Annotated in this window: 31 protein-coding genes and 1 tRNA gene; 17 read left to right on the forward strand and 15 right to left on the reverse strand. The window is 51.6% G+C overall.

The window, feature by feature from the left end:
• Positions 1-5: 5 nt before the first annotated feature.
• Positions 6-452 carry a 3-hydroxyacyl-ACP dehydratase FabZ gene (gene fabZ, locus HG1285_RS13965; RefSeq protein ID WP_032496375.1) on the forward strand — a complete coding sequence of 149 codons (447 nt, stop codon included), beginning with the start codon at positions 6-8 and terminating at the stop codon, positions 450-452.
• On the opposite strand, the gene HG1285_RS13960 is transcribed toward fabZ, so the two are convergent.
• Positions 453-791, reverse strand: coding sequence for a hypothetical protein (locus tag HG1285_RS13960; protein ID WP_008286447.1), 339 nt, complete (start codon positions 789-791; stop codon positions 453-455).
• Positions 739-2022, reverse strand: coding sequence for a phosphopyruvate hydratase (eno, locus tag HG1285_RS13955; protein WP_008286448.1), 1284 nt, complete (start codon positions 2020-2022; stop codon positions 739-741). The genes HG1285_RS13960 and eno overlap by 53 nt, the downstream gene beginning before the upstream one ends.
• A gap of 99 nt (positions 2023-2121) precedes the next feature.
• Here eno and HG1285_RS13950 point away from each other — a divergent pair, with 99 nt between their 5' ends.
• From HG1285_RS13950 to bcsS, 14 genes are all read left to right on the forward strand, one after another.
• Positions 2122-2595 (forward strand): YqaA family protein, encoded by a 474-nt coding sequence (locus tag HG1285_RS13950; protein WP_008286449.1) that lies wholly within the window; start codon positions 2122-2124, stop codon positions 2593-2595.
• An 85-nt stretch (positions 2596-2680) separates the two neighbouring features.
• Positions 2681-3772, forward strand: a complete 1092-nt coding sequence (locus HG1285_RS13945) for an HD domain-containing phosphohydrolase (RefSeq protein WP_008286450.1) — start codon at positions 2681-2683, stop codon at positions 3770-3772.
• Entirely contained in the window at positions 3772-4692 is a 921-nt protein-coding gene (locus HG1285_RS13940) for an ArsA family ATPase (RefSeq protein WP_008286451.1), read from the forward strand. The genes HG1285_RS13945 and HG1285_RS13940 overlap by 1 nt, the downstream gene beginning before the upstream one ends.
• Positions 4689-6005: a TrkA C-terminal domain-containing protein gene (locus HG1285_RS13935; protein ID WP_008286452.1), complete on the forward strand. Its 1317-nt coding sequence runs from the start codon at positions 4689-4691 to the stop codon at positions 6003-6005. The genes HG1285_RS13940 and HG1285_RS13935 overlap by 4 nt, the downstream gene beginning before the upstream one ends.
• A complete protein-coding gene (locus HG1285_RS13930) occupies positions 5995-7146 on the forward strand; it encodes a cation:proton antiporter (protein WP_008286454.1) in 1152 nt (383 codons plus the stop codon). The genes HG1285_RS13935 and HG1285_RS13930 overlap by 11 nt, the downstream gene beginning before the upstream one ends.
• A gap of 8 nt (positions 7147-7154) precedes the next feature.
• Positions 7155-9128 carry a hydantoinase/oxoprolinase family protein gene (locus tag HG1285_RS13925; RefSeq protein WP_008286455.1) on the forward strand — a complete coding sequence of 658 codons (1974 nt, stop codon included), beginning with the start codon at positions 7155-7157 and terminating at the stop codon, positions 9126-9128.
• Between the two features lie 189 nt (positions 9129-9317).
• On the forward strand, positions 9318-9560 hold the full coding sequence (locus HG1285_RS13920) for a hypothetical protein (protein ID WP_008286456.1): 243 nt from the start codon (positions 9318-9320) through the stop codon (positions 9558-9560).
• Positions 9561-9707: 147 nt separating this feature from the next.
• Entirely contained in the window at positions 9708-11663 is a 1956-nt protein-coding gene (locus HG1285_RS13915) for a hypothetical protein (RefSeq protein ID WP_008286457.1), read from the forward strand.
• Between the two features lie 52 nt (positions 11664-11715).
• Positions 11716-12039, forward strand: a complete 324-nt coding sequence (locus HG1285_RS13910; protein WP_008286458.1) for a hypothetical protein — start codon at positions 11716-11718, stop codon at positions 12037-12039.
• A gap of 1 nt (position 12040) precedes the next feature.
• On the forward strand, positions 12041-12427 hold the full coding sequence (locus HG1285_RS13905; protein ID WP_008286459.1) for a hypothetical protein: 387 nt from the start codon (positions 12041-12043) through the stop codon (positions 12425-12427).
• Positions 12424-13125: a C39 family peptidase gene (locus HG1285_RS17160; protein WP_008286460.1), complete on the forward strand. Its 702-nt coding sequence runs from the start codon at positions 12424-12426 to the stop codon at positions 13123-13125. Before HG1285_RS13905 ends, HG1285_RS17160 begins: the two co-directional genes overlap by 4 nt.
• A gap of 23 nt (positions 13126-13148) precedes the next feature.
• On the forward strand, positions 13149-14150 hold the full coding sequence (locus tag HG1285_RS13900) for a hypothetical protein (protein WP_008286461.1): 1002 nt from the start codon (positions 13149-13151) through the stop codon (positions 14148-14150).
• A gap of 186 nt (positions 14151-14336) precedes the next feature.
• Complete coding sequence (locus tag HG1285_RS17165; RefSeq protein WP_008286462.1) at positions 14337-16490, forward strand: glycosyltransferase; 2154 nt, start codon at positions 14337-14339, stop codon at positions 16488-16490.
• Positions 16487-17164, forward strand: a complete 678-nt coding sequence (gene bcsS, locus HG1285_RS13895; protein WP_083793029.1) for a cellulose biosynthesis protein BcsS — start codon at positions 16487-16489, stop codon at positions 17162-17164. Before HG1285_RS17165 ends, bcsS begins: the two co-directional genes overlap by 4 nt.
• Here the strand turns inward: bcsS and HG1285_RS13890 are convergent.
• The gene (locus HG1285_RS13890; protein WP_157560454.1) at positions 17161-18576 is read right to left on the reverse strand and encodes a sigma-54 dependent transcriptional regulator; all 1416 of its coding nucleotides are present in this window, start codon (positions 18574-18576) and stop codon (positions 17161-17163) included. The two genes, bcsS and HG1285_RS13890, sit on opposite strands and share 4 nt — an antisense overlap.
• Before the next feature lie 115 nt (positions 18577-18691).
• On the opposite strand from HG1285_RS13890, the gene HG1285_RS13885 reads away from it, so the two are divergent.
• Positions 18692-18767 (forward strand) — tRNA-Val (locus tag HG1285_RS13885).
• Positions 18768-19146: 379 nt separating this feature from the next.
• Positions 19147-19413: a hypothetical protein gene (locus HG1285_RS13880; RefSeq protein ID WP_157560456.1), complete on the forward strand. Its 267-nt coding sequence runs from the start codon at positions 19147-19149 to the stop codon at positions 19411-19413.
• Positions 19414-19422: 9 nt separating this feature from the next.
• Here HG1285_RS13880 and HG1285_RS19395 read toward each other — a convergent pair whose 3' ends face one another.
• From HG1285_RS19395 to HG1285_RS19650, 12 genes are all read right to left on the reverse strand, one after another.
• Positions 19423-19614, reverse strand: coding sequence for a hypothetical protein (locus tag HG1285_RS19395; RefSeq protein ID WP_008286467.1), 192 nt, complete (start codon positions 19612-19614; stop codon positions 19423-19425).
• Positions 19611-19793, reverse strand: coding sequence for a hypothetical protein (locus HG1285_RS13875; RefSeq protein ID WP_008286468.1), 183 nt, complete (start codon positions 19791-19793; stop codon positions 19611-19613). Before HG1285_RS13875 ends, HG1285_RS19395 begins: the two co-directional genes overlap by 4 nt.
• Positions 19777-20016, reverse strand: a complete 240-nt coding sequence (locus HG1285_RS17170; RefSeq protein WP_032496345.1) for a hypothetical protein — start codon at positions 20014-20016, stop codon at positions 19777-19779. Before HG1285_RS17170 ends, HG1285_RS13875 begins: the two co-directional genes overlap by 17 nt.
• 71 nt (positions 20017-20087) lie before the next feature.
• Complete coding sequence (locus HG1285_RS13870) at positions 20088-20363, reverse strand: hypothetical protein (RefSeq protein WP_157560457.1); 276 nt, start codon at positions 20361-20363, stop codon at positions 20088-20090.
• Positions 20364-20365: 2 nt separating this feature from the next.
• Positions 20366-20539, reverse strand: a complete 174-nt coding sequence (locus HG1285_RS19400; protein WP_157560459.1) for a hypothetical protein — start codon at positions 20537-20539, stop codon at positions 20366-20368.
• A 147-nt stretch (positions 20540-20686) separates the two neighbouring features.
• Positions 20687-21100 carry a hypothetical protein gene (locus HG1285_RS13865; RefSeq protein WP_008286473.1) on the reverse strand — a complete coding sequence of 138 codons (414 nt, stop codon included), beginning with the start codon at positions 21098-21100 and terminating at the stop codon, positions 20687-20689.
• Positions 21097-21579, reverse strand: coding sequence for a hypothetical protein (locus tag HG1285_RS13860; protein ID WP_157560461.1), 483 nt, complete (start codon positions 21577-21579; stop codon positions 21097-21099). Before HG1285_RS13860 ends, HG1285_RS13865 begins: the two co-directional genes overlap by 4 nt.
• Positions 21576-24218 carry a DUF3987 domain-containing protein gene (locus tag HG1285_RS13855; protein WP_008286475.1) on the reverse strand — a complete coding sequence of 881 codons (2643 nt, stop codon included), beginning with the start codon at positions 24216-24218 and terminating at the stop codon, positions 21576-21578. The genes HG1285_RS13860 and HG1285_RS13855 overlap by 4 nt, the downstream gene beginning before the upstream one ends.
• Before the next feature lie 16 nt (positions 24219-24234).
• On the reverse strand, positions 24235-24417 hold the full coding sequence (locus tag HG1285_RS13850; protein WP_008286476.1) for a helix-turn-helix domain-containing protein: 183 nt from the start codon (positions 24415-24417) through the stop codon (positions 24235-24237).
• 146 nt (positions 24418-24563) lie between these two features.
• Positions 24564-25616: a hypothetical protein gene (locus tag HG1285_RS19405; RefSeq protein WP_157560462.1), complete on the reverse strand. Its 1053-nt coding sequence runs from the start codon at positions 25614-25616 to the stop codon at positions 24564-24566.
• A gap of 2 nt (positions 25617-25618) precedes the next feature.
• The gene (locus HG1285_RS13840) at positions 25619-25855 is read right to left on the reverse strand and encodes a hypothetical protein (RefSeq protein WP_008286478.1); all 237 of its coding nucleotides are present in this window, start codon (positions 25853-25855) and stop codon (positions 25619-25621) included.
• Between the two features lie 31 nt (positions 25856-25886).
• Positions 25887-26289: hypothetical protein (locus HG1285_RS19650; RefSeq protein WP_008286479.1), on the reverse strand; the 403-nt coding region annotated here is incomplete at its 5' end.

Raw genomic sequence — 26289 nt, forward strand, 5'->3', positions numbered from 1 at the left:
CCCCCATGGACGTGCTGGAAATAATGAACATACTACCCCACAGGTATCCCATACTGCTCGTTGACAGGATAGTTGAGTACGAAGAGGGCAAGAGGATAGTGGGCATAAAGAACGTATCGGTCAACGAGCCCGTGTTTCAGGGACACTTCCCGGGCTTTCCCCTCTTCCCAGGGGTTTATGTCCTGGAAGCTATGGCACAGGTAGGCGGCATACTGATGATAAAGTCCCTGAACCTTGAGATAGGCAAGTACGCCATAGTCTTTGCGGGTATAGACGGGGCACGTTTCAAGAGACCTGTCTTCCCCGGAGACCAGATAAGAATGGAGCTGGAAGCCATATCCCTCAAGAAGACCCTCTCAAAGATGAAGGGAGTTGCAACCGTTGACGGTCAGGTGGTAACTGAAGCGGTTCTACTTGCAGCCTCCCGGAGATTGGAAGAGGTCAAGAAGTGATCACCTGTACCACAGCTCCCTCGGAAGGGGTATAACCCTCTCCCCCTTCTTGAACATCAGCAGGTACTCCCTGACGAACTTCTCCTTGTAAAATCTTGGATTTCTATTGACGCGAGCGTGAAGGGCGGTAAGTCTCAGGTTCTTCCCCTTCTCAACCTCTATGAGCTTTGAGAGCCTGTCCGAGGCGAGCTTCAACTGGACAACCTTCTTAAGGTTCAGCTCGGAGAAGAAGAGGTTTGCGAGCGTGTTTAATAGAGCGAGCGCAAGGAACCCGTAAGCCAGCTTTCTAACTATTGAGAAATCTCCTGAACTCCTCTTTTCCCCAGAACTGCGCTCCATAACCAAGCTCCTCCTCTATTCTAAGGAGCTCGTTGTACTTTGCAACCCTGTCCGACCTGGAAGCCGAGCCTGTCTTTATCTGTCCGGCGTTGGTGGCAACAGCTAAGTGAGATATGAAGGTGTCCTCGGACTCACCGGAGCGGTGGGAGATTATGGCTGTGTATCCGTGCTCCTTGGCAAGCATTATCGTGTCCATAGTCTCCGAGAGGGTGCCTATCTGGTTCAGCTTTATAAGGATTGAGTTGGCTACACCCATATCTATCCCTTCCTTCAGGACTTTGGGGTTCGTGGTAAAGAGGTCGTCCCCTACCAGCTGGACTCTACCGCCGAGAGCCTCCGTGAGCCTCTTCCAGCCCTCCCAGTCGTTTTCGGAGAGAGGGTCTTCTATGGACACTATAGGGTAGTCCTTTATCAGCCCTTCGTAAAACTCAACCATCTCACCAGAGGAGAGCTTATTACCTTCAAGGTTGTAAACGCCGTTCTCGTAAAACTCCGAAGAGGCGCAGTCAAGGGCTAAGAGGATGTCCTCACCGGGCTTATAGCCCGTCTTCTCTATGGCGCTGACCAGCGTGTCCAGAGCCTCGCGGGTTGAACTCAGGTTAGGGGCAAAGCCGCCCTCATCTCCCACGTTTGTGGAAAAACCCTTCTCCTTCAATACCTTCTTGAGGGTGTGAAACACCTCAACCCCAGCCCTGAGGGCTTCCCTGAAGGAACCTCCACAGACGGGCACTATCATAAACTCCTGTATGTCCAGAGGGTTGTCAGCGTGGGCACCCCCGTTTATGACGTTCATTAGGGGCACGGGCAACCTGACACCAAACCTGCCCCCGAGGTACTCGTACAGCGAAACACCAAGCTCTTCGGCACTTGCCCTTGCCACAGCCATACTCACCGCGAGTATCGCGTTTGCCCCCAGCCTGCTCTTGTTTTCAGTTCCGTCAAGCTCAATGAGGGTTTCGTCTATCTCCCTCTGATTGAGGGACTCCATTCCGCACACCCTTTTGGCTATCTCTCCCCTTATGTTGTCAACAGCCTTCAGGACTCCCTTGCCGTGGAACCTGTTCGGGTCTCCGTCCCTCAGCTCTAAGGCTTCCCTCTCACCGGTTGAAGCTCCACTGGGCACTATCGCCCTGCCGACAGATCCGCTTTCCAGAACTACCTCAGCCTCCACGGTGGGGTTTCCCCTGGAGTCAAGAACCTCTCTTCCGTGAACCTCTACTATCGCAGACATGGTTAAGTATTTTAACCTACAGCCTGGCTATCCGAAGGCAGAGCTCGGTGACCTCATGTCGTTATATACTAAGGTGCATCTGAACGAGCGGAGGTGTATATGCTTGAAGGTCTTGAAGCGTGGGCGAGGGGTGTGGTGGAGAGCTACGGTTACGCGGGCATATTCCTGATATCCTTCAGCGAGAGCATAGCCCAGCCCGTCCCCCCCGACCCCTTCATAGCAGGAGCGACAGCCCTCGGGTTGAGTCCCCTGCTCTCCGCCCTTGTAGCCACCTTGGGAAGCGTGCTGGGTGGTCTTACAGCCCACACCTTGGGGCTCCTTCTGGGGGAACCTGTGGCAAAGAAGCTCCTGGGTGAGAGGAACTTCCTCAAAGGCGAGGCTCTCTTCAACAGGTTTGGGGTCTGGGCGGTCCTGCTCGCAGCCCTGACGCCTATACCCTTCAAGGTGATCTGCTGGCTCGCAGGGATATTTGAGATGCCGAGGCTGCCCTTCCTGATAGCCTCTTTCGTGGGAAGGTTGCCGAGGTTCCTCTTGGTTGCATACCTGGGAGACCTCCTGGGAGGTCTTTTATAAGTTAGTTTTATGTTTTTTTAAACTCTCGCTATAAGAAATCATAGAAAATGAATACTAAAATCCTTACGTTTAAGTCAGGGGTGATATGAACCCAGAATTTTTCATCAAACTTCTTGAACTGAGGGACACCTATACTAAGGGACACACTGAGAGAGGTGTTGTTTACGCCGTTGAGATAGGTAGGGCTCTCGGACTCACCGAGGAAGAGCTAAAAGAGCTTGAAACCGGAGGCTACATACACGACGTTGGTAAGGTTGCCATACCTGACGTAATACTTCTCAAACCAACCAGGCTTACACCCAAAGAGTACGAGGTCATGAAGTTGCATGTCAAGTTCGGCTACGAGCTCGTGAAGGGACTGGAGTTACCTGAGGGCAGTCTTAACGTCCTCCTCTACCATCAGGAGAAGTACGACGGCACGGGATACCCCTTCGGGAAGAAGGGAAAGGAGATACCGCTCCTCGCACGTATATACACGATAGCTGACTCCTTTGAGGCTATGACGGCGAGGAGGATCTACAAACGTTCAAAGCCCTGGGATGTAGCCCTGAGAGAGCTTGAAGAGCTCGCGGGCGAGCACTTTGACCCGGACATCGTTCCTTACGCCGTTAAGGTTCTCTCACGCATGGAAGGCGGCTTCGCCGTTATACCGGAGATAGATACGGAGATAGACAAGATAAGGTGGAGCTTTTACTACATAGACTTCACCGGAGCCATAAAGGGAGACCTTTTCCTGCCTACCCTTGAGGCTTTCATAGAGAAAGGTGAGCCTTTCTGCTTCACGGTATTTGACATACAGAACCTATTTGAGGTCAACCGCAGGTTCGGGTGGGAGCGGGGAAACGAAGTTCTAACGAAGCTCGTTGAGTTCATAAACGTCCAGTGCTGCGGTATGCACGACATACGGGACACCATAATAAAGCTTATGAAGGTGGATATCCTTGACATAACCTCACCCCTAATATTCCGCCTCGGAGGGGACGAGGTGGGCGTAATAGCACCCTTTATACCGCCTCAGGAGAAGGTGGAGAGCGTGGTCAAGGCTATGGACTCGTTGGGCGTTAAGCTCAAATACATGCAGGTGAAGTATCCGGAAAACTTTAAAACGGTGGAGGACGTGCTCAGCCTCGTATCCCAGTTCACAAAATCCTCCGACATACGTTTAAACTTTTCTTGATGCTTGATAAGAAACTGATTCTGTTCGGCGGGAAGGGAGGCGTTGGAAAGACCACCCTGTCCTCCGCTACAGCCCTGCTGCTCTCAAGGAAAGGAAGGAGAGTCCTGCTCGTGTCCACAGACCCAGCCCACTCCCTCTCGGACATACTCGGCGTGGAAGGCAAGGGTATTCTCAAGGTGACCGAAGGGCTTCATGTTCTTGAGATAGACCCCGAAGGGGTGGTTAAGGAATACATAAAGAACGCCCTTGCGAGCATAGAGCCCTTAGTTAGCCCAGATGTCTTTGAAAAGGTCAGGGAAGCCTTCCGCAGTGTAGAGGAAACACCGGGAACCGAAGAGTCCGCCACCCTTGAAGAACTTTCCAAGACCGTCCTGAGGAGCTACGACGACTACGAACACTTCGTTATAGACACAGCCCCCACGGGACACACGCTCCAGATGCTAAAGACTGTGGGAAGGGTCGGCGCCTGGCTTGAGGAGCTCCTGAAGAGGAGGAAGACAGCCAAGAGGTTCTGGTCTGCCGGCGGCAGAGATAAGGAGGACAGAGCCTTGGATATCCTTGAGGAGAGGCGGAGGAGGTTCTCACGCTTTTCAGAGATACTCCTATCAAGGGAGACCCTCTTCGTGCCCGTCCTGAACCCCGAGAGGCTCTCAATAGAGGAGACCTCCAGGCTGGTAACCTCCCTCAGAAAGCTCGGGGTAGGAGTAGATACCCTTGTAGTAAACAAGGTTCTGCCCGAGAACGTCAGGGACGAGTTCCTGACCGCCAGAAAGGAGCAGGAGAGAGAGTACATGAGGGAGATTGAGGAGAGGTTCAGAGGTATGAGGATCGTAAAGATGCCCATGAGGGATAGGGACGTCAGGGGTATGGAACAGTTGGAGGAGGTGGCGGTGGAGCTCGGCAGGAGGCTGGGGGTATGAGCGTAGTTATTCTCGGGCTCGGAAGGTACGTTGAGGAGATAACGGAGATAGTGTCCACCTTCTCGGAGGTGGTGGTCGTAGAGAAGGAGGGGGAGAGACTCAGGAGCTTCCTGGAAAAGGAGAGGAACCTTGAGAACCTCAGGGTGGTTCCCGGCAGCGCAACCGACATAGAGCTCTGGCGGGAGAAGATAGAGCTGAACGAGGTAGAGGCTGTTATCTCGTTTCTGAACGAAGAGAGCACCCTTGACATAGCGAGGGTTCTGAGGAAAGCCTTCGGCTTTAAGGGGACTTTCGTATTTGTAGCGAAGGAGAGACCAGAAAGCGGTGAGTTCAGAGAGCTCTCCATAGAGCTCATATCGGTACCGGACGTGCTCGGGGCTCTCCTTAAGAACCTCCTCAAGGGACAGGGTGTTGTCAAGTATCCGGTGGGCATAGGGCTCAGGCGGGGCGAGGTGGCGGAGGTTCTCATAACAAAGAGCTCTCCGGCAGCTTTCCTGAAGTTGAGCGAGCTAAGGCAGAGGAACGTCAGGATAGCGCTCATATACAGGGAGGGGAGCATAATCCTGCCCCGCACAGACATAAGGGTTCAGCCGGGAGACAGATTGCTCGTGGTCGGAGAACCCTCCCAGATAGAACTCTTCGTGAACATGGTGACCAAAGGAACGCCCAACTTCCCCCTCAAGTGGGGCTCCAAGGGTGTCGTGTGCGGGCTATCCGGTGATGAGGTTGAGTACGTTAAGGAGAGGGTCAAGGTCAGAGAGTGGCTGGAGGTGGAACCCGACAGGCTCGGCTCCGTTGAGGACGCCGGCTTCTATCTACTCAGGGACAGCGGAGGCTTCCTCTCGGGCTCGGTCGTGGACAGGGTCTTTGAGGAGTTGAGAGTCCCCTCGGCTATACTGAGGGGCACCCACCCCTACGAAAACATACTCGTCTCAGCCAACACGGACGCCCTCGGCTTCCTGCTGCCCAGTGCCGTTGACTTCGCCAGGCTCTTCGGGAGCAAGGTGTTCATCCTCTTCGTCACGAGCATAGAGAAGATGCTCACCAAGGAGGAGAAGGAGATACTTGAGAGCCTCAAAAGTTTCGTGGACAGGACGAAAGCCGTAGCGGACATAGACGTGAACCTGATAAGAAAGGAAGGGAATCCCGTGAGGGAGACCCTAAAGCTCCTTAAGGGAAACTTCAACCTGCTCGCCTTGGGTTACACACCCGGCAGAAAGTCAAGTTTATTCTCACCCTACACACCTCACCTGCTCGCCAATAAGGCTAAGCTGACCACACTGCTGGTGCCGGAGGTATCCCTTGAGCGCTGAGTTCATCTTGCTCATAGTCTTCACGGGAGCGTTCTTCTCTCCCATATTCTCCCGCGCACTCAGGATGCCCGTTCCGGTGGGGGAGCTCATACTGGGTCTCGCCCTCGGTCACCTGCTCGGAGGTGTTCAGGAAGTCCCTGAGGTGCTTGACTTCCTCGCGGAGTTCGGCTTCCTGCTACTAATGTTCCTCGCCGGGCTTGAGATAGACTTCAACCTGATTGAGAGTATAAAGGGCAGACTCCTGGGTATATATACCCTTTACACGTTCCTGATACTCATAACAGCAACCGCAGCAGCGCTTCTCCTGAACCTGAGCCTTACATCCGTCGTTATACTCTCGCTCCTATCCGTGGGGTTGATGCTCGCCACCCTGAGGGACATGGGAATACTCTCAAGCCCGCTGGCTAAACGCGTGATGATAGTGGGGGTGATAGGGGAGCTCGTCAGCCTGTTCGCTCTCACTCTCATGGAGAAGGTGGGGAGGTTTCACGGCTGGAGCTCATTTCTCCTTGAGACGGCACTCGTGGGGGGATTCTTCGTCGGCTTCTTTCTCCTATTCAGGGTAGTCAAGCTCCTCGTATGGTGGTTTCCTGAGATGGTCAAGAAGCTCACCTATGAGGAGGACCCGAGTGCGATAGCGGTGAGACTCAGCCTCGCGCTCATGTTCTCAACCTCCGTTATAGCTAGCCTCGCCGGGATAGAGAGCGTTCTGGGTGCTTTCCTTGCGGGCGCGGTCTTTTCCTTCTTCATAAGGAAGAAGCACGACCTTGAGGAGAAGCTCTCCTCCATAGGCTACGGCTTCCTTATACCCATATTCTTCATAAAGACCGGTATGGATATGGAGCTCTCCTCCCTGAACTTTGACACCGCAAAGTCCGTGGGAATGTTCCTCGCGCTGATGCTCCTGGTCAGGTTAATTCCATCGCCCCTACTGCTGACCGCCGGCTTTACCCCGAAGGAGCTGATCACCTCCTCCCTGCTCCTCTCCTATCCTTTCACCCTGATGATAGCGGGTACGGAGATAGCCCACTCCTCCGGTCTGATAGATGACACGACCTCAATAGCCCTCTACATAAGCGCCGCTCTCTCCTCCCTGCTGTTTCCCTGGACTACCAAGCTGCTCCTCAAAGTTCTGAGATAATATTCCCGATGATCTTCGTGGGTGTGGACACAGGCGGAACGTTCACCGACTTCGTCTTCTTTAAGGAAGGGAGCCTGGAGGTTCTAAAAGTCCTATCCACACCCCACAACCCAGCCGAGGCAGTTCTCAAAGGACTTGAAAGCATAGGAGGGCAGGGCAGGAGGGTAGTTCACGGCTCAACGGTAGCTACCAACGCACTCCTTGAGAGGAAGGGGGCAAGGACGGCGTTCGTAACCAACAGAGGGTTTGAGGACATCCTTGAGATAGGCAGGCAGAACAGAGAGCGTCTGTACGACCTCCATTACAGAAGACCCGCCCCTCTGATACCTAGGGAGCTCCGTCTGGGTGTTGGAGGCAGGGTAAACCACAGGGGAGAGATAATAGAGGAGCTACCCCTAAAGGACGTGGACGCCCTCGTAGATAGGCTTAGAGAGCTCGGTGTGGAGTCTGTAGCGGTGTGCCTGCTCCACTCCTACGCCAACCCAGCTCACGAAAGGGAGCTCGGCGAGGAGCTCGTAAAGCTCGGTATCCACGTCTCCCTCTCCCATGAGATACTCCCGGAGTTCAGGGAGTTTGAGAGGGCATCAACTACCGCCGTTAACGCCTACGTTTCTCCCAAAATGGAGGGCTACATATCCTATCTTGAGAAGAACCTCGGTAAAGAGGACAGCCTGAGCATAATGCAGTCAAACGGGGGAATAATATCCTCGGGGGTGGCAAAGAGGGAGGCTGTCAGAACAGTCCTGTCCGGACCTGCCGGGGGCGTAATAAGTGCCCTTCACGTGGGAAGGCTAACCGGCTTTGACAGGCTCATAACCTTTGACATGGGTGGGACTTCAACGGACGTATCCCTCATAGAGGGAGCGCCAACGATCACCACGGAGGCCAAGATAAACGGACTGCCCATAAAGGTACCCATGATAGACATACACACCATAGGGGCTGGAGGCGGTTCAATAGCTTGGATAGATGAGGGTGGCATGCTCCGGGTAGGTCCCCAGAGCGCGGGCGCTGAGCCGGGACCCGTATGCTACGGCAGGGGCGGTGAGGACGTGACCGTAACGGACGCGAACCTCTTCCTGGGTAGGCTCGTCCCCGAGTACTTCCTTGGGGGAGAGATGAGGCTCTACCCAGACAGGCTCGGTGAGCCCCTAAGGAAACTCAGCGAACAGCTTGATACTTCCCCAGAAGAGCTTGCAGAGGCTATCCTTGAGGTGGCGAACTCAAACATGGAGAGAGCTCTCAGAAAAGTTTCGGTTCAGAGAGGGCACGACCCCCAGCAGTTTACCCTCATAACCTTCGGTGGGGCGGGCGGGCTTCACGCAGTCTTCCTGGCACGTATGCTCGGCATACCTAAAGTGCTGGTGCCCCGTAATCCGGGCATGTTCTCAGCCCTGGGAATGCTCCTGGCGGACACCGTTAAGGACTACTCCCTGACGGTCATGCTCAGAGGCCCAGAGACGAGCTACCTGCAGCTGGAGGAACTCTTCCAAGCCCTGGAAGATAAGGCGATTGAGGATATGGAGAGGGAAGGCTTCACCCCCGAAGAGCTTACCCTGCAGAGACTTCTTGACATGAGGTACAGGGGACAGTCCTACGAGCTAACCGTTCCCCTGTCGGAGGGTTACGAGGAGTCCTTCCACAGGGAACACGAGAAAACCTACGGCTACAGGCACGACAGGGAAACCGAGATAGTCAACATAAGGCTCAGGGCTACTGGCGTTCCCAGAAAGCCCACGCTACCCAGTTTTAGTGAGAAGTCTGGAGAGGACAGCTCGGGAGCTCTTTTAACTTCTGTAAAGACCGCCTTCGGCGGTGAGTTTCAAGAAACCAGGGTTTACAGGAGGGAGAGCCTGCGCTGGGGCAACAGGATTTACGGACCTGCGATAGTGGTGGAGTACTCCTCCACAACGGTTCTACCGCCGGGTTCTTCAGCCGAGGTTGACAGGTTCGGGAACCTCCTCATAGATACACACGAGTAAAGCCCTTTAACATCCCTATAAAAGACCTTTACACAACGCAGGACAGGTTAGAGTACCAAAGGTTACAACTTCACCGAGGCACAACGGAGCTGTAAACTTCATTTACAGGCTATCAGGGAGGAGAAAACCCCCGAATGTTTGCACAGCAACACTTCTCCTATATGGCACGCTTATTGCACAACAGGGTTCATGCTTGCTCTTCTGGTCGCTCTCTTCATCGGAGGCACTGCCCACCTGTACGCCCTTGAGGTGGACGAGGCGGGTAGATACCACGTGAGCGAGGAAGAGCTTGACAACGTGGCTGCCGGCGTGTCCCTACATGAACCCAGCCCGTTGGACATAGACCAGAGGATCATCCTCTGGGATGAAGCTGTAAAGGAGAGCGAGAGAAGAAAGAGCTCCACTGTACCCAGGATTGAGGTCAGCTTTTGAGCGTTGAAGGAGGTGGAAGTATGGTCAATAGAGGCAAACACATGGCTCCCGAGTAGCTTTTTTTAACGAAAAAGTTAAAAGGGCGCCAGAAGCGCCGAGTAGAGCCTTATTCCTTCAATTTAAGAACACCATAAGGAGGTGTCAATTATGAATTCCAAGAGAAGTTTGCTTCTGTCAGCAGTATTTGCGATAGGGACGTTAGGTGTAGCCCAGGCGGGCGAGATGCAGGTCATAAACGAGGAAGAGCTGGACGACGTGAGCGCCCAGGGACTTCAGGTCATTGACAACGACAACAGGCACTTCGCTGAGATAAACGGGCAGAACAACAACCTTGATTCAGTCCAACTCAACGACAACGCCCAGATGGAGGCGACCGCCGGCGGAATAATAAACTCTGCCAAGAGCTCCATAAACGCAGCGGTAAACATACTCATAGACGGTCCTGGTGAAGACGACGGAGACCCGCCACCCTCAGACCCCGACAAGTCCTTCAGCCATACCTTCTCACAGACCAACCTCCAGACTGCTATGAACCACGTAAACACAGCCAACAACGCTTACGCAGAGGAAGAGATCGCAATAGCCTTCAACCTCAACAAAGAGACCCAGACGGTCAACAACAACGGCGACATAGTTGACCAGGACAACAACAACAACTCAGTCCAGCTGAACGACAACGCCCAGATGGAGAGCTCAGCTCTCATGCTTGAGAACGCAGCCATTTCAGCAGCCAACAGCGGCATGAACGTTTTCGTAGCTAACACGGTATCGGGAACCGAGGGCTACCAGACAAACGTGCAGGTAGCCAAGAACATGGGTAACTACGCCGAAGCCCAGACCGGTGAGGCACCCTTAGCGGTGGCTGGAAACGCAGAGCTCGGTGTCACCCAGGATATAAACAACGTCTACGGCTCAGAGGTTGATGATGAGTTCGTCCCCAACAGGATAGTTGACCAGGACAACAACAACAACTCAGCCCAACTGAACGACAACGCCCAGAGAGAGGCAAGCGGAGTTCTCATATCAAACCTCGCAAACTCGGCTTACAACCATGCCTTCAACGTCATGTCAATGGGAGACGTCTCAGAGAGCTCTCTAATGCAGACGAACACCCAGACGGCAGAAAGCCATCTGAACATAGCCAAGGCGGAGGCTGCCAACGGCAGAGCCCTCGCGGGGAACGTGAACAAGCAAACCCAGAACGTCAAGAACGCCGAAGGCGTGTTTGAAGGTGAACTCCTTGAAATAGTTGACCAGGACAACAACAACAACTCAGTCCAGCTGAACGACAACGCCCAGAGAGAGGCGAGCGGTCTTGACGTTACCAACTCAGCGGTATCCGCGGGTAACACGGGCATAAACGTTATGGCTGCAAAGAGCGTATCCTCTTCAAACATGGTGCAGTCCAACTACCAGAACGCAAGGAACTTTGACAACGAAGCCCAGACCTACACGGGGAACGTTGAGTCCAACGATGTAGCTGTGGCGGGCAACCTTGAGCTCGCTGGAGAACCCGGTCAGTACGTCCACACGGTTCACGCGAACATAGACGACCAGAACAACAATAACAACTCAGTTCAGCTGAACGGCAACGCCCAGATGGAGTTCTCGGCTCTAAGCGCCATAAACATGGCTCAGTCTGCGGTAAACTCCGGCGTGAACATAATCTTCGTTGACGGGGCTGTTGACGGAAGCGCCATAGCGCAGACCAACAACCAGTATGCGAGCAACCACAACAACTTCGCCAATGCGGACGCCCTCGCCATAGCCATAAACCTGAACAAGCAGAGACAGATAATAGACAACTGCTTCTGCTCAGACCTCTCAGACACGGATCAGGACAACAACATGAACTCTGTCCAGCTAAACGACAACGCCCAGAGGGCTGCGAGCGGATGGACCATAGTTAACGCTGCAACCTCAGCGGTAAACGCCGGTTCCAACATAGCTGTGGTAAACGGTGTTGTATCCAACTCTGTTGTAACCCAGACGAACGTCCAGACGTCTGTAAACTTCTCCAATCAGGCTTCCGGAAACACAGCCATAGCAGGAAACGCGGAAGTAGGAACCTCGTTCTTCGTACCCATAACACCCGGTTTCTGAAGCACAGGGAGGGAAGGGTTCCCCCTTCCCCTCTTTTTATTAGGAGGTTGCTATGCACGTACTTCTCACTCTCTTCTTGTTCTCCATCGGAACCACCTTCGGTGCGAGTAAGTTCCTTGTATCTTTCGGTGACGGTGGTCTAAAGTCTTACACGATAGTTGACAACACCTGTTACGTATATACGGTCAAGTACCCTAAGAAGGACTCAGACCTGCCAAAGATAATGAACGACGTTCTCGTGTCAAGCGTCATAAACGCTCAGAGACAGTACGGCAAGAAGGGCAACGCCTTTATAAACATAAGGGTGTCCTGGCAGCTCATGGAAAACAAGAGACTCGTGTATCAGGTCTGCGGGGACATCGTCAGGAGGAATTGAGATGAAACACATTTTAGCGGTGATGATATTTGGACTCATACTGGTTTCCTTAGTGAAAGCTCAGGAGATAGCCCTGGTCAGCGACCACGAACTTGACAGGGTCTACGCTCAGGGGCTGAATGTGATCGGTGGTATGACCGGGGATATAGTGGACGGCACGCTCGGAAACTTAATCCAGAACATAGACATAAATGGGTCTCTGAACTTGAACGGTTCCGTTTTCATATCCGACAACGCCCAGAGTAACGCCTGGAATCCTGTAAACGCCTCAAATTCCGCAGTGAACAACTCCTACAACATATTCATAATTCTGGAATCCAACCTGACCAACCCGACCTTCAACATAAATACCGTTCTGAATGCGATAAACGGGAGCACACTCCCATGAGATGGCTGTATCTTCTCACCCTTCCCTTAATATTAGGCTGTTCTCAGATGACCCAGAGGGGGTCGTCCTCCCTCTTTTTACCTATGGGAAGCGTAGGGAGCTCGGCAACCGTAAAGGTGGACGTGAAGCCTTCTTCGGAGCTGAAGTTTAACAACATAGTCAGGCAGAAGCTTGATTACAGCTGCGGTTCGGCAACGGTAGCCACAATATTCAGGTACTACCTGCACCTGCCGGTGGAAGAGGAATCCGTTACCAGAGAGATGTTTGAAAAGGGAAATCGGGAGAAGATAGCTAAGAGAAAGGGCTTTTCCCTATTAGACATGAAGAGGTACGCGGAGAGAAAGGGATACAGAGCCTACGGTATAAAGACCACTATAAAGGGTCTGGCATCTCTCCACAAGCCGGTTATAGTGACCATAGTAATAAACAACTACAAGCACTTCGTTGTATTCAGGGGTATATACAGGGGACGTGTCTTTATAGCAGACCCCGCCTTTGGGAATACGGTTATGTCCGTAAAGGAGTTTGAGAAGGCTTGGTACAGGGGAATAGCCCTCGTCATAGAGTCAGATGTTGAGGACGACAACCACAAACTCGCTATAAGCGAAGAGGATATGAGAACGGTAAACGCCGGTAGCCTCAGGGGAGAACTGCTGCCGCCCGTACTGCCCACATACACTTACAGCACAGACTTTTAGCAACTTAGGGGAAGGAGGATCTTATGATACCGTTTTTAGCGCTAATTTTGACACTTGCAACGCTGTCCGCTTTCGGGGACGAGAGGGAGCCTGAGCACGTTCTGTCCCAGTTTGAGAGAGACTACGTCCTCCTTAAGGGGGGTCAGTTTGAGGTTGAGGAGAATTTCACCTACACTTACTACTCGGCGAGGCAGATATTCCTTGAGAGCTTTGCCATCCTTGACCCCGTGTTCCTCACCCTCGGTCAGTTCGGCATAGAGTCCGCCAAGAGAAACATATTCGTAAACACGTTCATACTTCGGGCTGGTGTTACCAACTTCCTGCAGCTTGAGGTGAGCGTACCTTTAGTGTACAGGTACGACATGGTCAGCATCGTGGGTTCGGGAGAAACGGACAGGGGCGAGAGGGACATGGAAAGGGCGGACATGGGGGACGTGGCGATCGGCGTGAGCATTCAGCCCCTAAAGGAAACAGCCTCAAGACCTGCCCTTATACTCAACGCAGGTTATAAAACCAAGACGGGAAGGAGTCCCTTTGACATAGACCCCGAGAAGGACGTTCCGACGGGGACGGGGTACGCCTCTGTCAGAGCGGGATTCAACCTGGTGAAGAGCATAGACCCCGTGGTCGTTTACGGAGGGCTCGCCTACATATACAACATACCCGAAGAGGTCAATAAACAGATAAGCGCGAACGTAGACTCAGACGCCGAGCTGGAAACGGGCTTCCTCAGGAAGGTATATCCCGGAGACACCATAAACTTTAACGTGGGCATGGCTTACGCTCTTAGCTACATGTTCTCCATATCAGCCCAGTTCATAGAGAGTTATACCTTATCCACTTACATAGAGACCGAGGAGGGCAAGAAGAGGGTAAAGAACTCAATACTTAACTCAGCCCTCTTCAAGTTCGGTGCGGGTATGTCGGTGACCAGGAACGTACCCGTCAGCTTCGGCATTTACATGGGTCTTACGGACGACGCACCCGACTACATAGTTGAGGTGAGGATCCCCATAAAGTTCTGAAGTGTAATGGGGCTTTACGCCTGTAAAGAGAACTTACAAACCCTAAACCCTTATATACCAGCGTACGGAGAAAGCACCTGTAAGGCATCTTTACACCGGACGGGCTGTCCTTTCTATAAGCCTTGGTAGCCAACACCTTCAACCCTGGCACACTTATTGCACTTACAAACAAAGAAGGAGGAAGACATGAAGACGGAAGGTTTCAGGAGGTTTCTAATACTGCTATCTGTATCCGTATCAACTTACTATATAGTCTGGAGGCTCGGAACCCTAAATCCAGATGCACCTCTGTTTTCCGCAGTCCTCTACGGAGCCGAGGTGTACGGACTCATAGCGAGCATCATGTTCTTCTACATGGTGTGGCGTCTGCCCAACAGGAAAACCAAGGACCCTCCCAAGGACTTAAAGGTGGACATCTTTATACCAACCCTAAACGAGAGTCCAGAACTGCTCAGGAAAACCATACAGGGAGCTATCTCGGTCAGATACCCCCACAGAACCTACGTCCTTGACGACGGAAGCAGAAGGGAGGTCAGAGAGCTGTGTGAGGAGCTCGGGTGCAGATACATACCGAGGTACACCAACGAACACGGCAAGGCTGGAAACCTAAACAACGCTCTCGGCAAAACGGACGGCGATTTCATCGCCGTGTTGGACGCAGACCACGTACCCCAGCCCGACTTCCTTGACAGGACTCTCGGGTACTTTGCGGACGAGGAGGTAGCCTTCGTCCAGACACCTCAGGACTTCTACAACGTGGACTCCTACCAGCACAGGCTCGTGAGGGGGAAACTCTGGAACGAGCAGTCCCTCTTCTTCAGGGTGATCATGAGGGGAAAGGACAGAACCAACTCAGCCTTCTTCTGCGGAAGCTGTGCCGTCGTGAGAAGAAAGGCGCTGGAGGACATAGGCGGCTTTGCGACAGGCACCGTCACCGAAGACCTGCACACCTCAATAAGACTCCACGCAAAGGGCTGGAAGTCGGTGTATTACCCTCACGTGCTCGCCTACGGCGTGGCTCCCGCAGACTTAGCTCCCTTCAAGAACCAGCGAGGCAGGTGGGGAGAAGGGGCGATGCAGGTGTTCGCCAAGGAGAACCCCCTCCTGACCAGAGGGCTCACCTTACCCCAGAGGATAAACTACTTCGCCTCAATGAGCACTTACCTTGACGGTTTTCAGAAGGCGATCTTCTATACAGCTCCGGTGGTAGTGCTGCTCACCGGGAAACTTCCCATAAGTGTAAGTCTGAAGGAGTTCCTGCCAGTTTTTCTGCCCCACATATTTCTGTCCGTGTGGGCTTTTGAGGAGGCTTCAAGGGGCTACGGGAGGATGGCACTCCTGGAGCAGTACAACATGGCTCGCTTCTTCACCTTCATGAAGTCACTGCTCGGCTTTATCAGGTTGAAGAGACCCCGTTTCATGGTGACCGAAAAGGATAACGATAACAGGAGCAGCATAAAGGAGTCCCTTCCCCAAACGCTCGTACTCGTGGGAAGCGCCGTGGGCGTCGGCTACGGACTCTCCCAGCTCCTGAACGTCCCCAACAGAGGGGTTTACGCCGCCAATATATTCTGGGCATCTCTGAATCTGGGCATAGCGTCCACCTACGTGGCGTGGACTACACGGAAGAGGTTTCCCAGAAAGGAGTACAGGTTCCCTGCAAACTTCCCGGCTATGGTGAAAAGCTGGGAGGGCAACGTTCCTGTTACACTGGAAGACCTTCACGGCAGGGGTGCAGCCATCATATCAGAGCGCCGTTTCAACTCCGGAGACGAGCTCCTGCTAACCATACCCTTCAACGAGAGTGAGCTGAAAGTTGAGGGTAAGGTCATATACTCAAAACCCTGTGCAGGTGGCAGCTTCTTCAGAAGTGGAATACTCTTTAAAGAACTTAGCCCTGAGGCTTTAAGCGCCATAGAAACCTTTAACTTCCGGTTCCTCCTTAAGAAGTACATGGAGGAGCACGACAGACCGAGCTCCACGCCCCTGGAAGTCCTCTTAAAGCTCCTGAATAGCCCCAGAGCACGTCCGAGACAGCGTCGCAAGAACATGCACGCCCCCGGGCTGCTCTACGTTGAGGGTGAGCTCATCCCTTACACCACCGAGGACGTAAGCGATAAAGGAATGAGACTTTTGACTTACAGAGAGATACGCGCGAAGCGCGTCCTTGTGAAGGGAGGAAATCTCTCCAAAGGCGTCAGGGGGACGATAGTGTGGGGGCAGGAGCTTTACTTTCATGGGATAAAGGCGTACCGGTACGGGCTAAAGGTGGAGGACGAGCGTTTTTACGGGATTGCAGGTGAAGACGAACCCATAAGCCTTCAAAGGAGAATGGCATGAGGATTAAACTTCTTACAGGAATTATGCTTGTATCAACCACGGTTTTAAGCGCCGAGTTCAGTCTGCTGAGCGGCTCTGAGATAGACACCAGGTCTCAGTCCTACTCCTACATAGGCTCTTTGGTGGAACAGAAGATGAACAGCAGGGGCTCTCTCTTGGGAAAGGCGTGGATTGACTACCTGACCTATAAGTTTGAGCAGGGCAGCGTTGAGGTGGAAGCTGAGGCGCCAGCCTTCCAGTTGTCGGCGGGCTACAGGTACTACTTTCCCGGATGGAGTCTGACAGGATGGTTGGGCTGGGAGCGGAGGGACACGAGCGTATCTCCGGACACAGGCGGTATAGAGGTCAAGGGTGTTGAAGACAGCCTCCTCCTTCAGGTAGAGGTTGATAGCTGGTTCAACAACGGCACCAACGCGAGCTTTATAACCAGCTACAGCTCAGCCACCTCCTACCTGTGGGCGCGTGGAAGATTAAAGAAGAAAGCCTTATCAGAGAACACGAGGTTGGGGGTTGAGCTCATAGGGCACGGGAATGAAGACTACAGAGCCGTCCAGACGGGGGTCATAGGTGAGTATTACACAAACAGGTTCTCTGCAGGGCTTAGGGGTGGCTATAAGAACAGCTCAAAGGGAAACAGCCTTTACGTAGGCTTTGAAGTTTACCTGGGGTTCTAAGCGAGGTTGTGCTTCTCTATGAGCTTGTAAACGGTGGGGCGGCTGACACCCAGCATGGAAGCCATCTTGCTGATATTACCCTTGCTTACGTTGAAGGCTTTCTCCACGAGCTCCTTTTCAAGCTTATCCATGTGTTCCTTCAGGTTGAAAAGCCTCTGCCCACCTATGTTCTTAGAAACCTTAGAGGTATCCACATCAAGGTCTACGGCATCTATGAACCTCTTATCGGTCATGACCACAGCCTTCTTCATAACGTTGATGAGCTCCCGGACATTCCCGGGCCATGAGTAGTTCTCTATGAGTTCAATAGCCTCATCGGTGAAACCCTCTATGCTCTTCTCCTGCTCCCTCTTAAACTTTTCAAGAAAGTACTTTGCCATTAGAACCTTGTCTTCTCCCCTATCCCTGAGAGGAGGGAGCTCTATTGAAAGCACCTTTAACCTGTAGTATAAGTCTTCCCTGAACTTCCCCTTCCTTACCAGCTCCCTGAGGTCTCCGTTCGTAGCCGCTATGAGCCTCACATCGGCTTTAATCGTCTCGTTCCCGCCAACCCTGCTGAAGGTATAGTCCTCAAGGAACCTCAGGAGTTTTACCTGTAATTCCAGAGGGAGCTCACCTATCTCGTCCAGGAAAAGGGTGCCGCCGTTCGCCTGTTCAATCTTTCCGGGCTTTCTCCTGTGGGCGCCGGTGAATGCTCCCTTCTCGTATCCAAAGAGCTCCGCTTCCAGAAGCTCTCCGGGTATAGCTCCGCAGTTTATAGCGATAAAAGCCTTTTCCCTGCGGGGGCTCTTTTCGTGTATAGCCCTCGCGGTGAGCTCCTTTCCAGTTCCGGTCTCTCCCAGAATGAGCACTGGGTAATCGGTAGGTGCAAACCTCCTTATGAGGTCAAATACTCTTGTCATTCTTTCACAGGAGCCCACAAAGTCTGTATTCTCCTCGCACACCTTGCTCTTTACCTCTTCGGGCAACCTTCCGGCTATGACGTCTCCAACCTTCAAGCGTCTTATGGTCTGAACGAGGTCTGCCTGTGTAAAGTCAATGGGCATCCCACAACTCGGACAACTCGCCCCTTCACAGGGACATCTTTCTTTGCAGTAAGGGCATCTACCCGAACGCCTGATCCTATCCGTAAAGAACCTCCCCAGGAGCTCAGAGATGGTCAGGTCATCTTCGTTAAACAGAGCTACCGCATGGCGGTTCTCTTCTCTGTAAATCCTGCCGTTGAATACGGTCGTGCGGTTGTCTATGTTGAGCTTCAACTTAACCCACTCGTGATGCTCGCAGGTGCTCCCGTTCAGATATCTAAACTTGACTCCAAAGAGCGAAAGGTCTTCACACTGAACTTTGATCCAACCGACTTTGCACTTTATATGCATGATCCCATCGTAGGGAACACGTGGTGCTAATCTCATAAACTACCCCCTCTATTTCTATGCCCCGCATTTTAAATATAGAGCTTTAAAGTGCCTTTTCACGGTAAAAGTACCCAATTCGTAAAAGGGCGTTATAATATACAGTCTGGAGTAAAGGCGGGTAGCTCAGTTGGGAGAGCGCCGCCCTTACAAGGCGGAGGTCACGGGTTCGAGCCCCGTCCCGCCTACCATCCCTTCCCTGGAAATTAACAATTTACGAAGAGCCCTTCTATCAACGCTTTGAAAATAGCTAAGTATAAGCCTATCGCTTTCTAAAGCCTAAGTCTATCAACCTTTCCAGAGGACGGAAATATTACAGAAAATTACAAAAAATCACAGGAAATTAACCCCATTTTGTAACCTATTTTCAACACCTCTAAGCCTTGTCTACCAAGAATTAGAGCTAAAAAGTTAGTAGATATTAACCTAAGCTGTTGAAAAGAATTGTTTTAAAGCTCAGATCTGTGGGGAGTAGAGAACTTCAACACTTGACTATAAAGTTGAAAAATTTTCTCCCGGTTGCCTACCTCCCTCCTGTGAGTTAGATTGCTCTCTGTGGAAGGAGGCAAGGTGTCAAACAGGAGCTTGTCGCAGTTAATTACAGAGCTGGAGAAATTACCACCAGAGGAGCTGGAAGAGGCAAGGAAATTCGTTCCTCTTATGATTTACCAGATGAGGGACGAGGACTTGGAGAAGCTGGACAGGGAAGGATTGGGAGAGAAGGGCAACTATTTCCTTATGGCGATGCTACTCTTCCCGAAGGAAAGGTGGGAAGAGCTGGGGATACCCGAATATCTGAGGAAATACGAGATAGCGGACGAGGAGGATGATTGGTAGGCTCAGCCTTTAAAAGGCTTTGTAGCTACCTTTGTATCCCTCTCCAAAAACGTGGGTTATTATCACGAACTCCCTCTCGCACCTTCGGCAGAAAACCACAAGGCCCGTTTGATCCCTCCCGTGGATGTGTTCTATCCTGTCCAGATGCTCGCTGGAACCGCACAAAGGACAGAATGTATCGGTAAAGATGTCGAATCTCATGAGCTTTTTTTCTTGGCGATTTCCATGCCGGAAGTGGAGTGCCTCAGGACTATCTCCCGAGTCTTGAACTCCTCCGTCTTCCTATCCTCGCCTATCATCTCGTACCTGATGATACCCTTTGCCTCCTCAGAGTTCCTCAATTCCTTCTCAAGTTTCTTGAGCTTAGTTCTTAACCTCATAGCCTATCTTCCCGTTAGCCCTCATAAGTTCTTCCAGCCTCTTGACTCTCTCCTCAAGCTCACCTACCTCTATGAGTTCTTTTGCAAGCTTAAGAGCATAAACAATGGCGTTGCCCCTCTTAGGGTCCATATCCCCCTTCATGAGTTCCCTCACGACTCTCCTCACCACCCTGTTTATTTCCTCTGTGGTCTTCAGCTTTGGTATCCTGAGTTTATCCGCCATCTTACTCCCCCTTCCTGTGTTTTTTAGCTCTGCCCGAAGTGAGCTTAAGAGTGTGCTCCAGAGGTTGAGGCTCAAGGGTTTTCTCCAAAGGAACACCCCCTATTGGCTAATCTCTCCAGAAACCTGAGCATGTCCTTTGTCTCCTCTACCTTATTCCTTATAATGTCCGTGCCCTCGTATTCTTCCTCCATTCCCCTCCACCTCCTGAGGGCGTTATAGAGGGGAGTGTAGTCAAAGTAAATCTCCCTGTTGTCAGGGAGGGCGTATATCTCCTCCCTGTCGGAGAAGGTATAGACCCTTACCTCTTTGTCTAAGAGCTTCTCAAGGTTTTCGAGCTTCCTCTTCACACTCATTCCCTAATCCTCCTCTTGATCCTGCCTTCTGATGGCTCTATCTTATTCTTGATGCTATCGGTTAGCTCCCCGGGAGCGTAGCCGGTGGCAGACGTGACCCTACCCGGGGATAGGTCACGTGGCATATAAATAATCTCCTCTTTCAGGCTAAGCCCTTGTGCCACTCTCACGTTCAGCCTCCCCGTAGAGCCTGTCTGCTATCTCTCCGACGTGGAGCGCTAAGGGTATCATCTTCAGAACATCTCTTATCTCCCTCAGGGTCTCGTTGAGGAGCCTTAAAGAAGCGTTGATGCCCTGAAGCTGGTTGGCTGATGAGGTTAGCGTCCTTTACTGTCATCTTTCAACCTCCTCATAAGGGATTGTCTGAGTTCCTGAAGGTGTCTCTTACTTCTTATCTCTATAATCCTATTTATCCTTCCGAGCTTATTTCTATACTTCTTCAGGTACTCAAAGACGGGCCTCATCTCCTTCTTTATCTCCTCTATAGGAACTCCACATCTGAGTGTGTAGAGCTCCCTGAGCACATAGACTTCATCTCCCCTCTTCATCTTTATATGAGTGTAGAACTTCTTTACTCTCCTGGGATTGGACTTCAGAACTTTGGCTTTCCTGATCTCAAACCTCAGGGGAACTTCCCCCTTGTGCATACGATGCCTTACGTGCAACCTTGTAAGGTCGGCGCATTTGTCAAGGATAAGCTGTCCGCACACGAACACAGTCTCGGTCTTCATCTTCCCCTCCTGAAGACGTACAGCCCTCCCTCTTCCTTATCCACGTGCCAGCCGTGGTATAGGATGACCTTCTTATGGGCTATCAGGAGCCTGTCTATGTTCTTCTCCCCGTAAAGCCTGAGAGTATTCTCAAGGTCTTCTGTGTAGAGCTCGAACCTCCTCGTGCAACCGTAGAACTCAAGGAGCCTCTCAAGCCTCTTTACGGGGTTAGACTCTCCCTTGAACACTTCCCTTTCCCAGTCAAGACTCCATATAGACGAGTCTTTCTCTCCCATGACCCAGAATTTGAAGAGGAAGACAAACTTGCTGAACTCGTAGTCGTCTAATGAGGCTATGAGCCTGGCGAGGTTCTCCTTTGTCTCAACCTTGCCGAAGGGTGGACTGAAGTCAAGGGGGAGGAACTCAGAAGGCTTGTACCCTCCGATGGACTGCTTGAGCCTGGAGAGGCGTTCTTTCAGAAGGTCGGTCTTTAACATCATATTTCCTCCCAGATTTCCTCGGGGATCTCAAGGTCTGTTTTTTGATTTTTATCTTCACATTCCTCACATTCTTCACACCTGCCCTCATAAATCCCTGAGAGAGAACCATTTGAGGGTGTGAAGGTTTCTGTGAAGATTTTTTCTTCTTCACACTCGTCAGGAGAGGCAAGGTGTGAAGATGGATTTTCCTTCACGTCTATCTTCACACCATCGGATTGTTGTGGCTGTACGCTCTGTGAACGTTGTGAAGATTGTGAAGATAATTTAGAAATCATATCTGGGGTAAAGAGTATGGCTGAATTTCCTTTGCCCGGCATTCTCCTTCTCAAGCCCGCTTCTTTCGTGAAGCCCATCTTTTCCAGCGTTGTGCTTATGAGGCGGGGGTGCAGGTTAATGCTGAGCTTCTCGTTAACCCGGGCGGTGATTTCCTTTATGGCTATTAACTCCTCACCCGTTTCCCTGTGAAGGTTTAGGATAACCTCGGCGACAACCTCTTCAAGTCCCAAAGAGGGAGAGCGGTTGGCAAAGCTGTCTATGAGTCTCTTTGCCTGCCAGAGGAAGAAGTAAGAGCACTCTATTCCGAACTTTATGCTTTCCAACCCGGCGAGTGGGGTGATCCTATCGCTCTCTTTGCTAAAAGCAAATTTAAGTCTCTCCGCCTCGAGAAGTAGGTGGTGTAGAAGGGCAAATCTGAGAGTGTATTCTATCAACTTAGGCACGAAAGCGGATAAAGGATAAGGTAGAACCATCTCCATCTTCCCCCTCCGGTTGTAGAATTCCCTAAACAGTTCCTTAGCCTCGGAGTTGAGGATGATTGGCTCGCTACCACCGTCAAAATGAATAGACCTCCCCCATCTGAGTAGGTTCCTCCAGAGGTTGATAATATGTTCATCAACTTCAGCCTCTACCCACACACGCTCACGGCGAGGGAGGATAAGCCACAGGAACCTTGGCATGAGTCCGCTGTCAAAGTCTTCTTTCTCGAACAACCTCCTCAAGATCTGGGGCTGAATACCCCCGATGATTGACGCCCCGATGGGGTGGATGTAGAGGGTCTTGCCCTTCCTGTCTATTTTCCAGCTACCGCCTACATTCCAAAGTTCAAGGAGCCTCTGTCTGTCGTCTCCTCCTTTCTTCTTATATTGCCCAAGGGACAGGAAGAGTCCTGCGACTTCGTCTCTTTTAATTAACACTCCCCTCTGATCCTGAGAGAGTACTTCGGCAAGAGCTTCAATCGTAAAGTCCTCGGCAAACAGATGCCCGAGCTTGGGAGGGTCTTTCTTCTTCTTATCGCTGTCGTCAAGCCTTTTCCACTCTTTGAGTTCTTCCTGATACTTTTCCCACAGGACCTTTTGGATCTCGTAAAGGGGCTTCATTAAGCCCCTCAAGAGAGGAGTCTTACCTCCACCCGTGTCCTGAACTACGACGGACCACAGGAAGGGAGAGGTGTAGAAATCTCGTTTACTCGCTATCCACACAGAGTTTCCAACTACCGATGAAAAGAGAGTCAGAACTGCCATGGCCGTGTAGGTCGGATCAACGTTGTAAGCTGTGGAGTATGCCCTGATTATTTCCCGGACATAGTAGGGGAGCCCCCCGAAGGGGAAGGGTCGTTCCTGCAGGACTGCCGAGGTTAGCTCCTCCTCAAATCTTTCTTCAGGGACAGGCTCTTCTTCAAGCTCAAGTAGAGTATAGACTTCCCTCATGAGTTTTTTCGTAACCTGCTCCCCGAGGATTGCCCACACGGTAGAAATCCCTTTAACCTTCCCCTCACTTTCTAAATTGCCGTACATGTCCCGTACTGCCCTTAGCCTGTCCTGAAGCTCAGGGTCTCCGCTCTCGTGTACGATTTCCTCTATAACTGCTTCCGTGATTTCTTGGGGCACGCCTAACCGGGCGAGCCAGCCGGAAATCCCACAGGCGAGCTCGTGCCTGTGCCCTTCTGTCCAGAAAGGGAGAAGATCCTCTTTTAGGAGAGTTTTGAGCTTCTGGGCTGTTTCTTGGCTCAGCTCCACTCCTTCTAAAGTGGGTGTGTCGCTTTCGTATCTGATGGCTCTCTTCTCGTCCTCCTTTGCAACCTCAAGGAGCCAATCAGGCAACTCGGGGAGGGTAAGCTTCTTGAGCCATGAGAGGAGAGCCTCTAATGACCTCTCCTCCAGGTGGAGAGGCCAGTAAATACCTCCTGATGGGTGTAGTGAGGGAGGGACGATGACAATTCCCCCGGTACCACGAAGCTCAAAACCATGCTCAGGAAATCTCCTGACGCCGATATCTTCTGAGGGGTGCTTAAACCAGATATGAAATCCTTTGCCTGTTTTAATAGCGGAAGGTATGGATAGGGGACTTTTCAAACCCTTATCTTTCTCCCTGAGCCATGCCTTGAATTTTTCAGGGCCGTCTATATCTAAAACGACCACCCCGGAAACTTCCCCGCAAACTATGCAGAGGTTGGGGTCTATCTTCCCCTCAAACAATCTAAGGGTATCTTCAAGGGAGGGGCGCTCGCTTATAAACTCCCTCCAGTTGAGGGAGGGACGCTTCTTACCTTTGATCGCTGGAAGTACGCAGAACCCCAGCTCATAATAAGCCTTGATTAACTTTTCAAGAGGAGTTAAACTATTGTTGCCGTTCGTTTCCACTTTTTTCACCTCCTTTTCAAATCTTCTCAGGAACCACTCTCGGGAGCTTCTTCAGAGCTTCCTTTAGCTCCTCTTCGAGGAATACAATCCTCCTCCCCAGCCTACGAGCTGGGAGCTGACCACGGTAGACCTTCATCCTTATGTTTTGAGGGGAGGTTTCTAAGAGCCTGGCTACGTCTTCAACTTTGAGTAGTCGCATGCAGGACACCTCCTTTTTGCTTTTGTGTTGAAAAGAATATCGCTGGGTGTTGTTGTGTGCAATAGAGACCATTTATAATATGTATCATGAAAAGGCTGAAATGCAGGCATAAGGACAGAGCTAAAAAATTCTTGAGACAGATTTCCCTATACCTTTTCCCCTTCTTCGTTCCCATGCCTTCCTCCAGGCTGGAACCGGAGGAGAATGAAGGGGTCACCCTTTACCGCTTTGAGTTCTGGTCTTTCTGCGTGGATAAATGGCAAGCGATGAGAGAGCTCATCTCCTCCGCTCCATATGAGGTTTACTCCTACATCAGAGAGGACGTCTCCGATTATCCTACCGCTTGGGTCTTTGCCTACATCAGAGGGAAGCTTTACGTATTTGAAGTTCTCGGGTCTCCCGTATCGGTCTGGGAGGGAATGAATAAGAACTTTTCCCCGGCGGAACATCCTCGGGGTTTGTTCTCCTCTCTTGCGAGTAAGGAAGGGCATCTTTCCCTTCTGGGTTCCGGGATTAATCATCAGAGCGTTAAAGCGGTTCCATTCCTCCGTAGCTTTCTCCTCTTCCTTAGAGAGCTTTTCAGAGGTAAAGACTTTGTGGTGTTCTCCTATATTCCCTTCGCAATTGACCTGAGGGTAATAGCCTCCGAAAAAGAGGAGGCTCTTCCTAGTGTCTTCTGGTTCCTCTTCAACGTTTGCCTCAAAAGATTCTTTTCCTCTTACAAAGAGTTCAAGAGGACGGTTGAGGAGAGAAAGCTTCAGCATGTTGAGGATTTCATAGAACTCGTCCAGTTTTCTCCTCCCGAAGCTGTTCCCTGTCTTGAATGTGGGGTACCCGCTTGTTCTCCCTATCTCGGGGTTTTCTGCTCCGAGCGATGTTTTAAGACTCTGTTTAAGAGGGTAGAGAGAGCGATTAGGCGAGGAGACATTAGAACCCATAAGAGACCCTACGCCTACCTTAATGAAGCGGTGGGGGAGTATCGAAAACTTTTGGATACCGCTATGGACAAAGCAGAAGCTCGTTCCGTGGTAAGGAGGAAGTTCCACCTTGATGTTAAAAGAAAGGGAGGGAGACCCCCTAAAAAGTGATCGAACAACGAGGTTCTCCTCTACCTCCCCGATAGAATAGTAAAGAGTCCTCACGCTTCCCCCAAGGTTCTTAAAGACCACCCCGAGTATTTCATCTACAGCTAACCCCATCATCATCCTGCATTATAGAGAGAGACCTGAAAGACAACCCCCAAAGGCAGAGACCTGCTCAGCTCCTTCACCTCAGCCACTTCCCTTTCCAGTACCTCCAGAAGATCCACAGCCGTGTTGGCAAAGAGAACCCTTACCTGCCTATGTCCCTCTTCGTCGGTCTGTTTTTCGAGCTCCCTGTTGGCCTTCTCAAGGAAAGCCCTGAACATAAGCTCATATTCAGGGAGCTTTGCCTTCAAAATGTTGTACTTCTAGGGGGTCTGTCATCGCTTACACCTCCTTCTTTATTACCTCTCCCTCTCCTACTTGCCTCAGGTGCTCTTTGACTTCCTCAAGGTCTCTCTCAAGTTTTTGTATCTGCACGTCTATCCACGAGGCGTACTCCTGAGAGAGCTTCTCCTTGTCTTCCGTCCCTGTCTTCACATCATCCAGATACAGCTCCACGAGACCCTGTAGAGCCTGAGCGTATCCCCTGAGCGCCAGGGCGAACTCTTCTATGAGGTAGGGGTTGAGTTTATAATCAAGCTCTCCTATGAACACCTCCTCGGCAGGCAAGTCTTTGGGGTCAAAGCCGAATTTCCTTATGAACTGGGCATCTTCGCTATCCTCCCGGACACTTATCTTCACGCTCTCGGGATCAACCGGGAAGAGAGCTCCCTTGAGGCTAATAAAG

Source organism: Hydrogenivirga sp. 128-5-R1-1 (assembly GCF_000171895.1).

Bases quoted from the DNA above. Each gene is read 5' to 3' on its own strand.
- HG1285_RS13920 (WP_008286456.1), top strand. From the start codon at position 9,318: ATGCTTGCTCTTCTGGTCGCTCTCTTCATCGGAGGCACTGCCCACCTG.
- HG1285_RS13945 (WP_008286450.1), top strand. From the start codon at position 2,681: ATGAACCCAGAATTTTTCATCAAACTTCTTGAACTGAGGGACACCTAT.
- HG1285_RS13865 (WP_008286473.1), bottom strand. From the start codon at position 21,100: ATGAAGACCGAGACTGTGTTCGTGTGCGGACAGCTTATCCTTGACAAA.
- HG1285_RS13875 (WP_008286468.1), bottom strand. From the start codon at position 19,793: ATGAGGTTAAGAACTAAGCTCAAGAAACTTGAGAAGGAATTGAGGAAC.
- eno (WP_008286448.1), bottom strand. From the start codon at position 2,022: ATGTCTGCGATAGTAGAGGTTCACGGAAGAGAGGTTCTTGACTCCAGG.
- HG1285_RS13900 (WP_008286461.1), top strand. From the start codon at position 13,149: ATGATACCGTTTTTAGCGCTAATTTTGACACTTGCAACGCTGTCCGCT.
- HG1285_RS13890 (WP_157560454.1), bottom strand. From the start codon at position 18,576: ATGAGATTAGCACCACGTGTTCCCTACGATGGGATCATGCATATAAAG.
- HG1285_RS13915 (WP_008286457.1), top strand. From the start codon at position 9,708: ATGAATTCCAAGAGAAGTTTGCTTCTGTCAGCAGTATTTGCGATAGGG.
- HG1285_RS13935 (WP_008286452.1), top strand. From the start codon at position 4,689: ATGAGCGTAGTTATTCTCGGGCTCGGAAGGTACGTTGAGGAGATAACG.
- HG1285_RS13905 (WP_008286459.1), top strand. From the start codon at position 12,041: ATGAAACACATTTTAGCGGTGATGATATTTGGACTCATACTGGTTTCC.
- fabZ (WP_032496375.1), top strand. From the start codon at position 6: ATGGACGTGCTGGAAATAATGAACATACTACCCCACAGGTATCCCATA.
- HG1285_RS13950 (WP_008286449.1), top strand. From the start codon at position 2,122: ATGCTTGAAGGTCTTGAAGCGTGGGCGAGGGGTGTGGTGGAGAGCTAC.
- HG1285_RS13925 (WP_008286455.1), top strand. From the start codon at position 7,155: ATGATCTTCGTGGGTGTGGACACAGGCGGAACGTTCACCGACTTCGTC.
- HG1285_RS17160 (WP_008286460.1), top strand. From the start codon at position 12,424: ATGAGATGGCTGTATCTTCTCACCCTTCCCTTAATATTAGGCTGTTCT.
- bcsS (WP_083793029.1), top strand. From the start codon at position 16,487: ATGAGGATTAAACTTCTTACAGGAATTATGCTTGTATCAACCACGGTT.
- HG1285_RS17170 (WP_032496345.1), bottom strand. From the start codon at position 20,016: ATGGCGGATAAACTCAGGATACCAAAGCTGAAGACCACAGAGGAAATA.
- HG1285_RS17165 (WP_008286462.1), top strand. From the start codon at position 14,337: ATGAAGACGGAAGGTTTCAGGAGGTTTCTAATACTGCTATCTGTATCC.
- HG1285_RS13910 (WP_008286458.1), top strand. From the start codon at position 11,716: ATGCACGTACTTCTCACTCTCTTCTTGTTCTCCATCGGAACCACCTTC.
- HG1285_RS19405 (WP_157560462.1), bottom strand. From the start codon at position 25,616: ATGGGGTTAGCTGTAGATGAAATACTCGGGGTGGTCTTTAAGAACCTT.
- HG1285_RS19395 (WP_008286467.1), bottom strand. From the start codon at position 19,614: ATGAGATTCGACATCTTTACCGATACATTCTGTCCTTTGTGCGGTTCC.
- HG1285_RS13850 (WP_008286476.1), bottom strand. From the start codon at position 24,417: ATGCGACTACTCAAAGTTGAAGACGTAGCCAGGCTCTTAGAAACCTCC.
- HG1285_RS13860 (WP_157560461.1), bottom strand. From the start codon at position 21,579: ATGATGTTAAAGACCGACCTTCTGAAAGAACGCCTCTCCAGGCTCAAG.
- HG1285_RS13940 (WP_008286451.1), top strand. From the start codon at position 3,772: ATGCTTGATAAGAAACTGATTCTGTTCGGCGGGAAGGGAGGCGTTGGA.
- HG1285_RS13960 (WP_008286447.1), bottom strand. From the start codon at position 791: ATGGAGCGCAGTTCTGGGGAAAAGAGGAGTTCAGGAGATTTCTCAATA.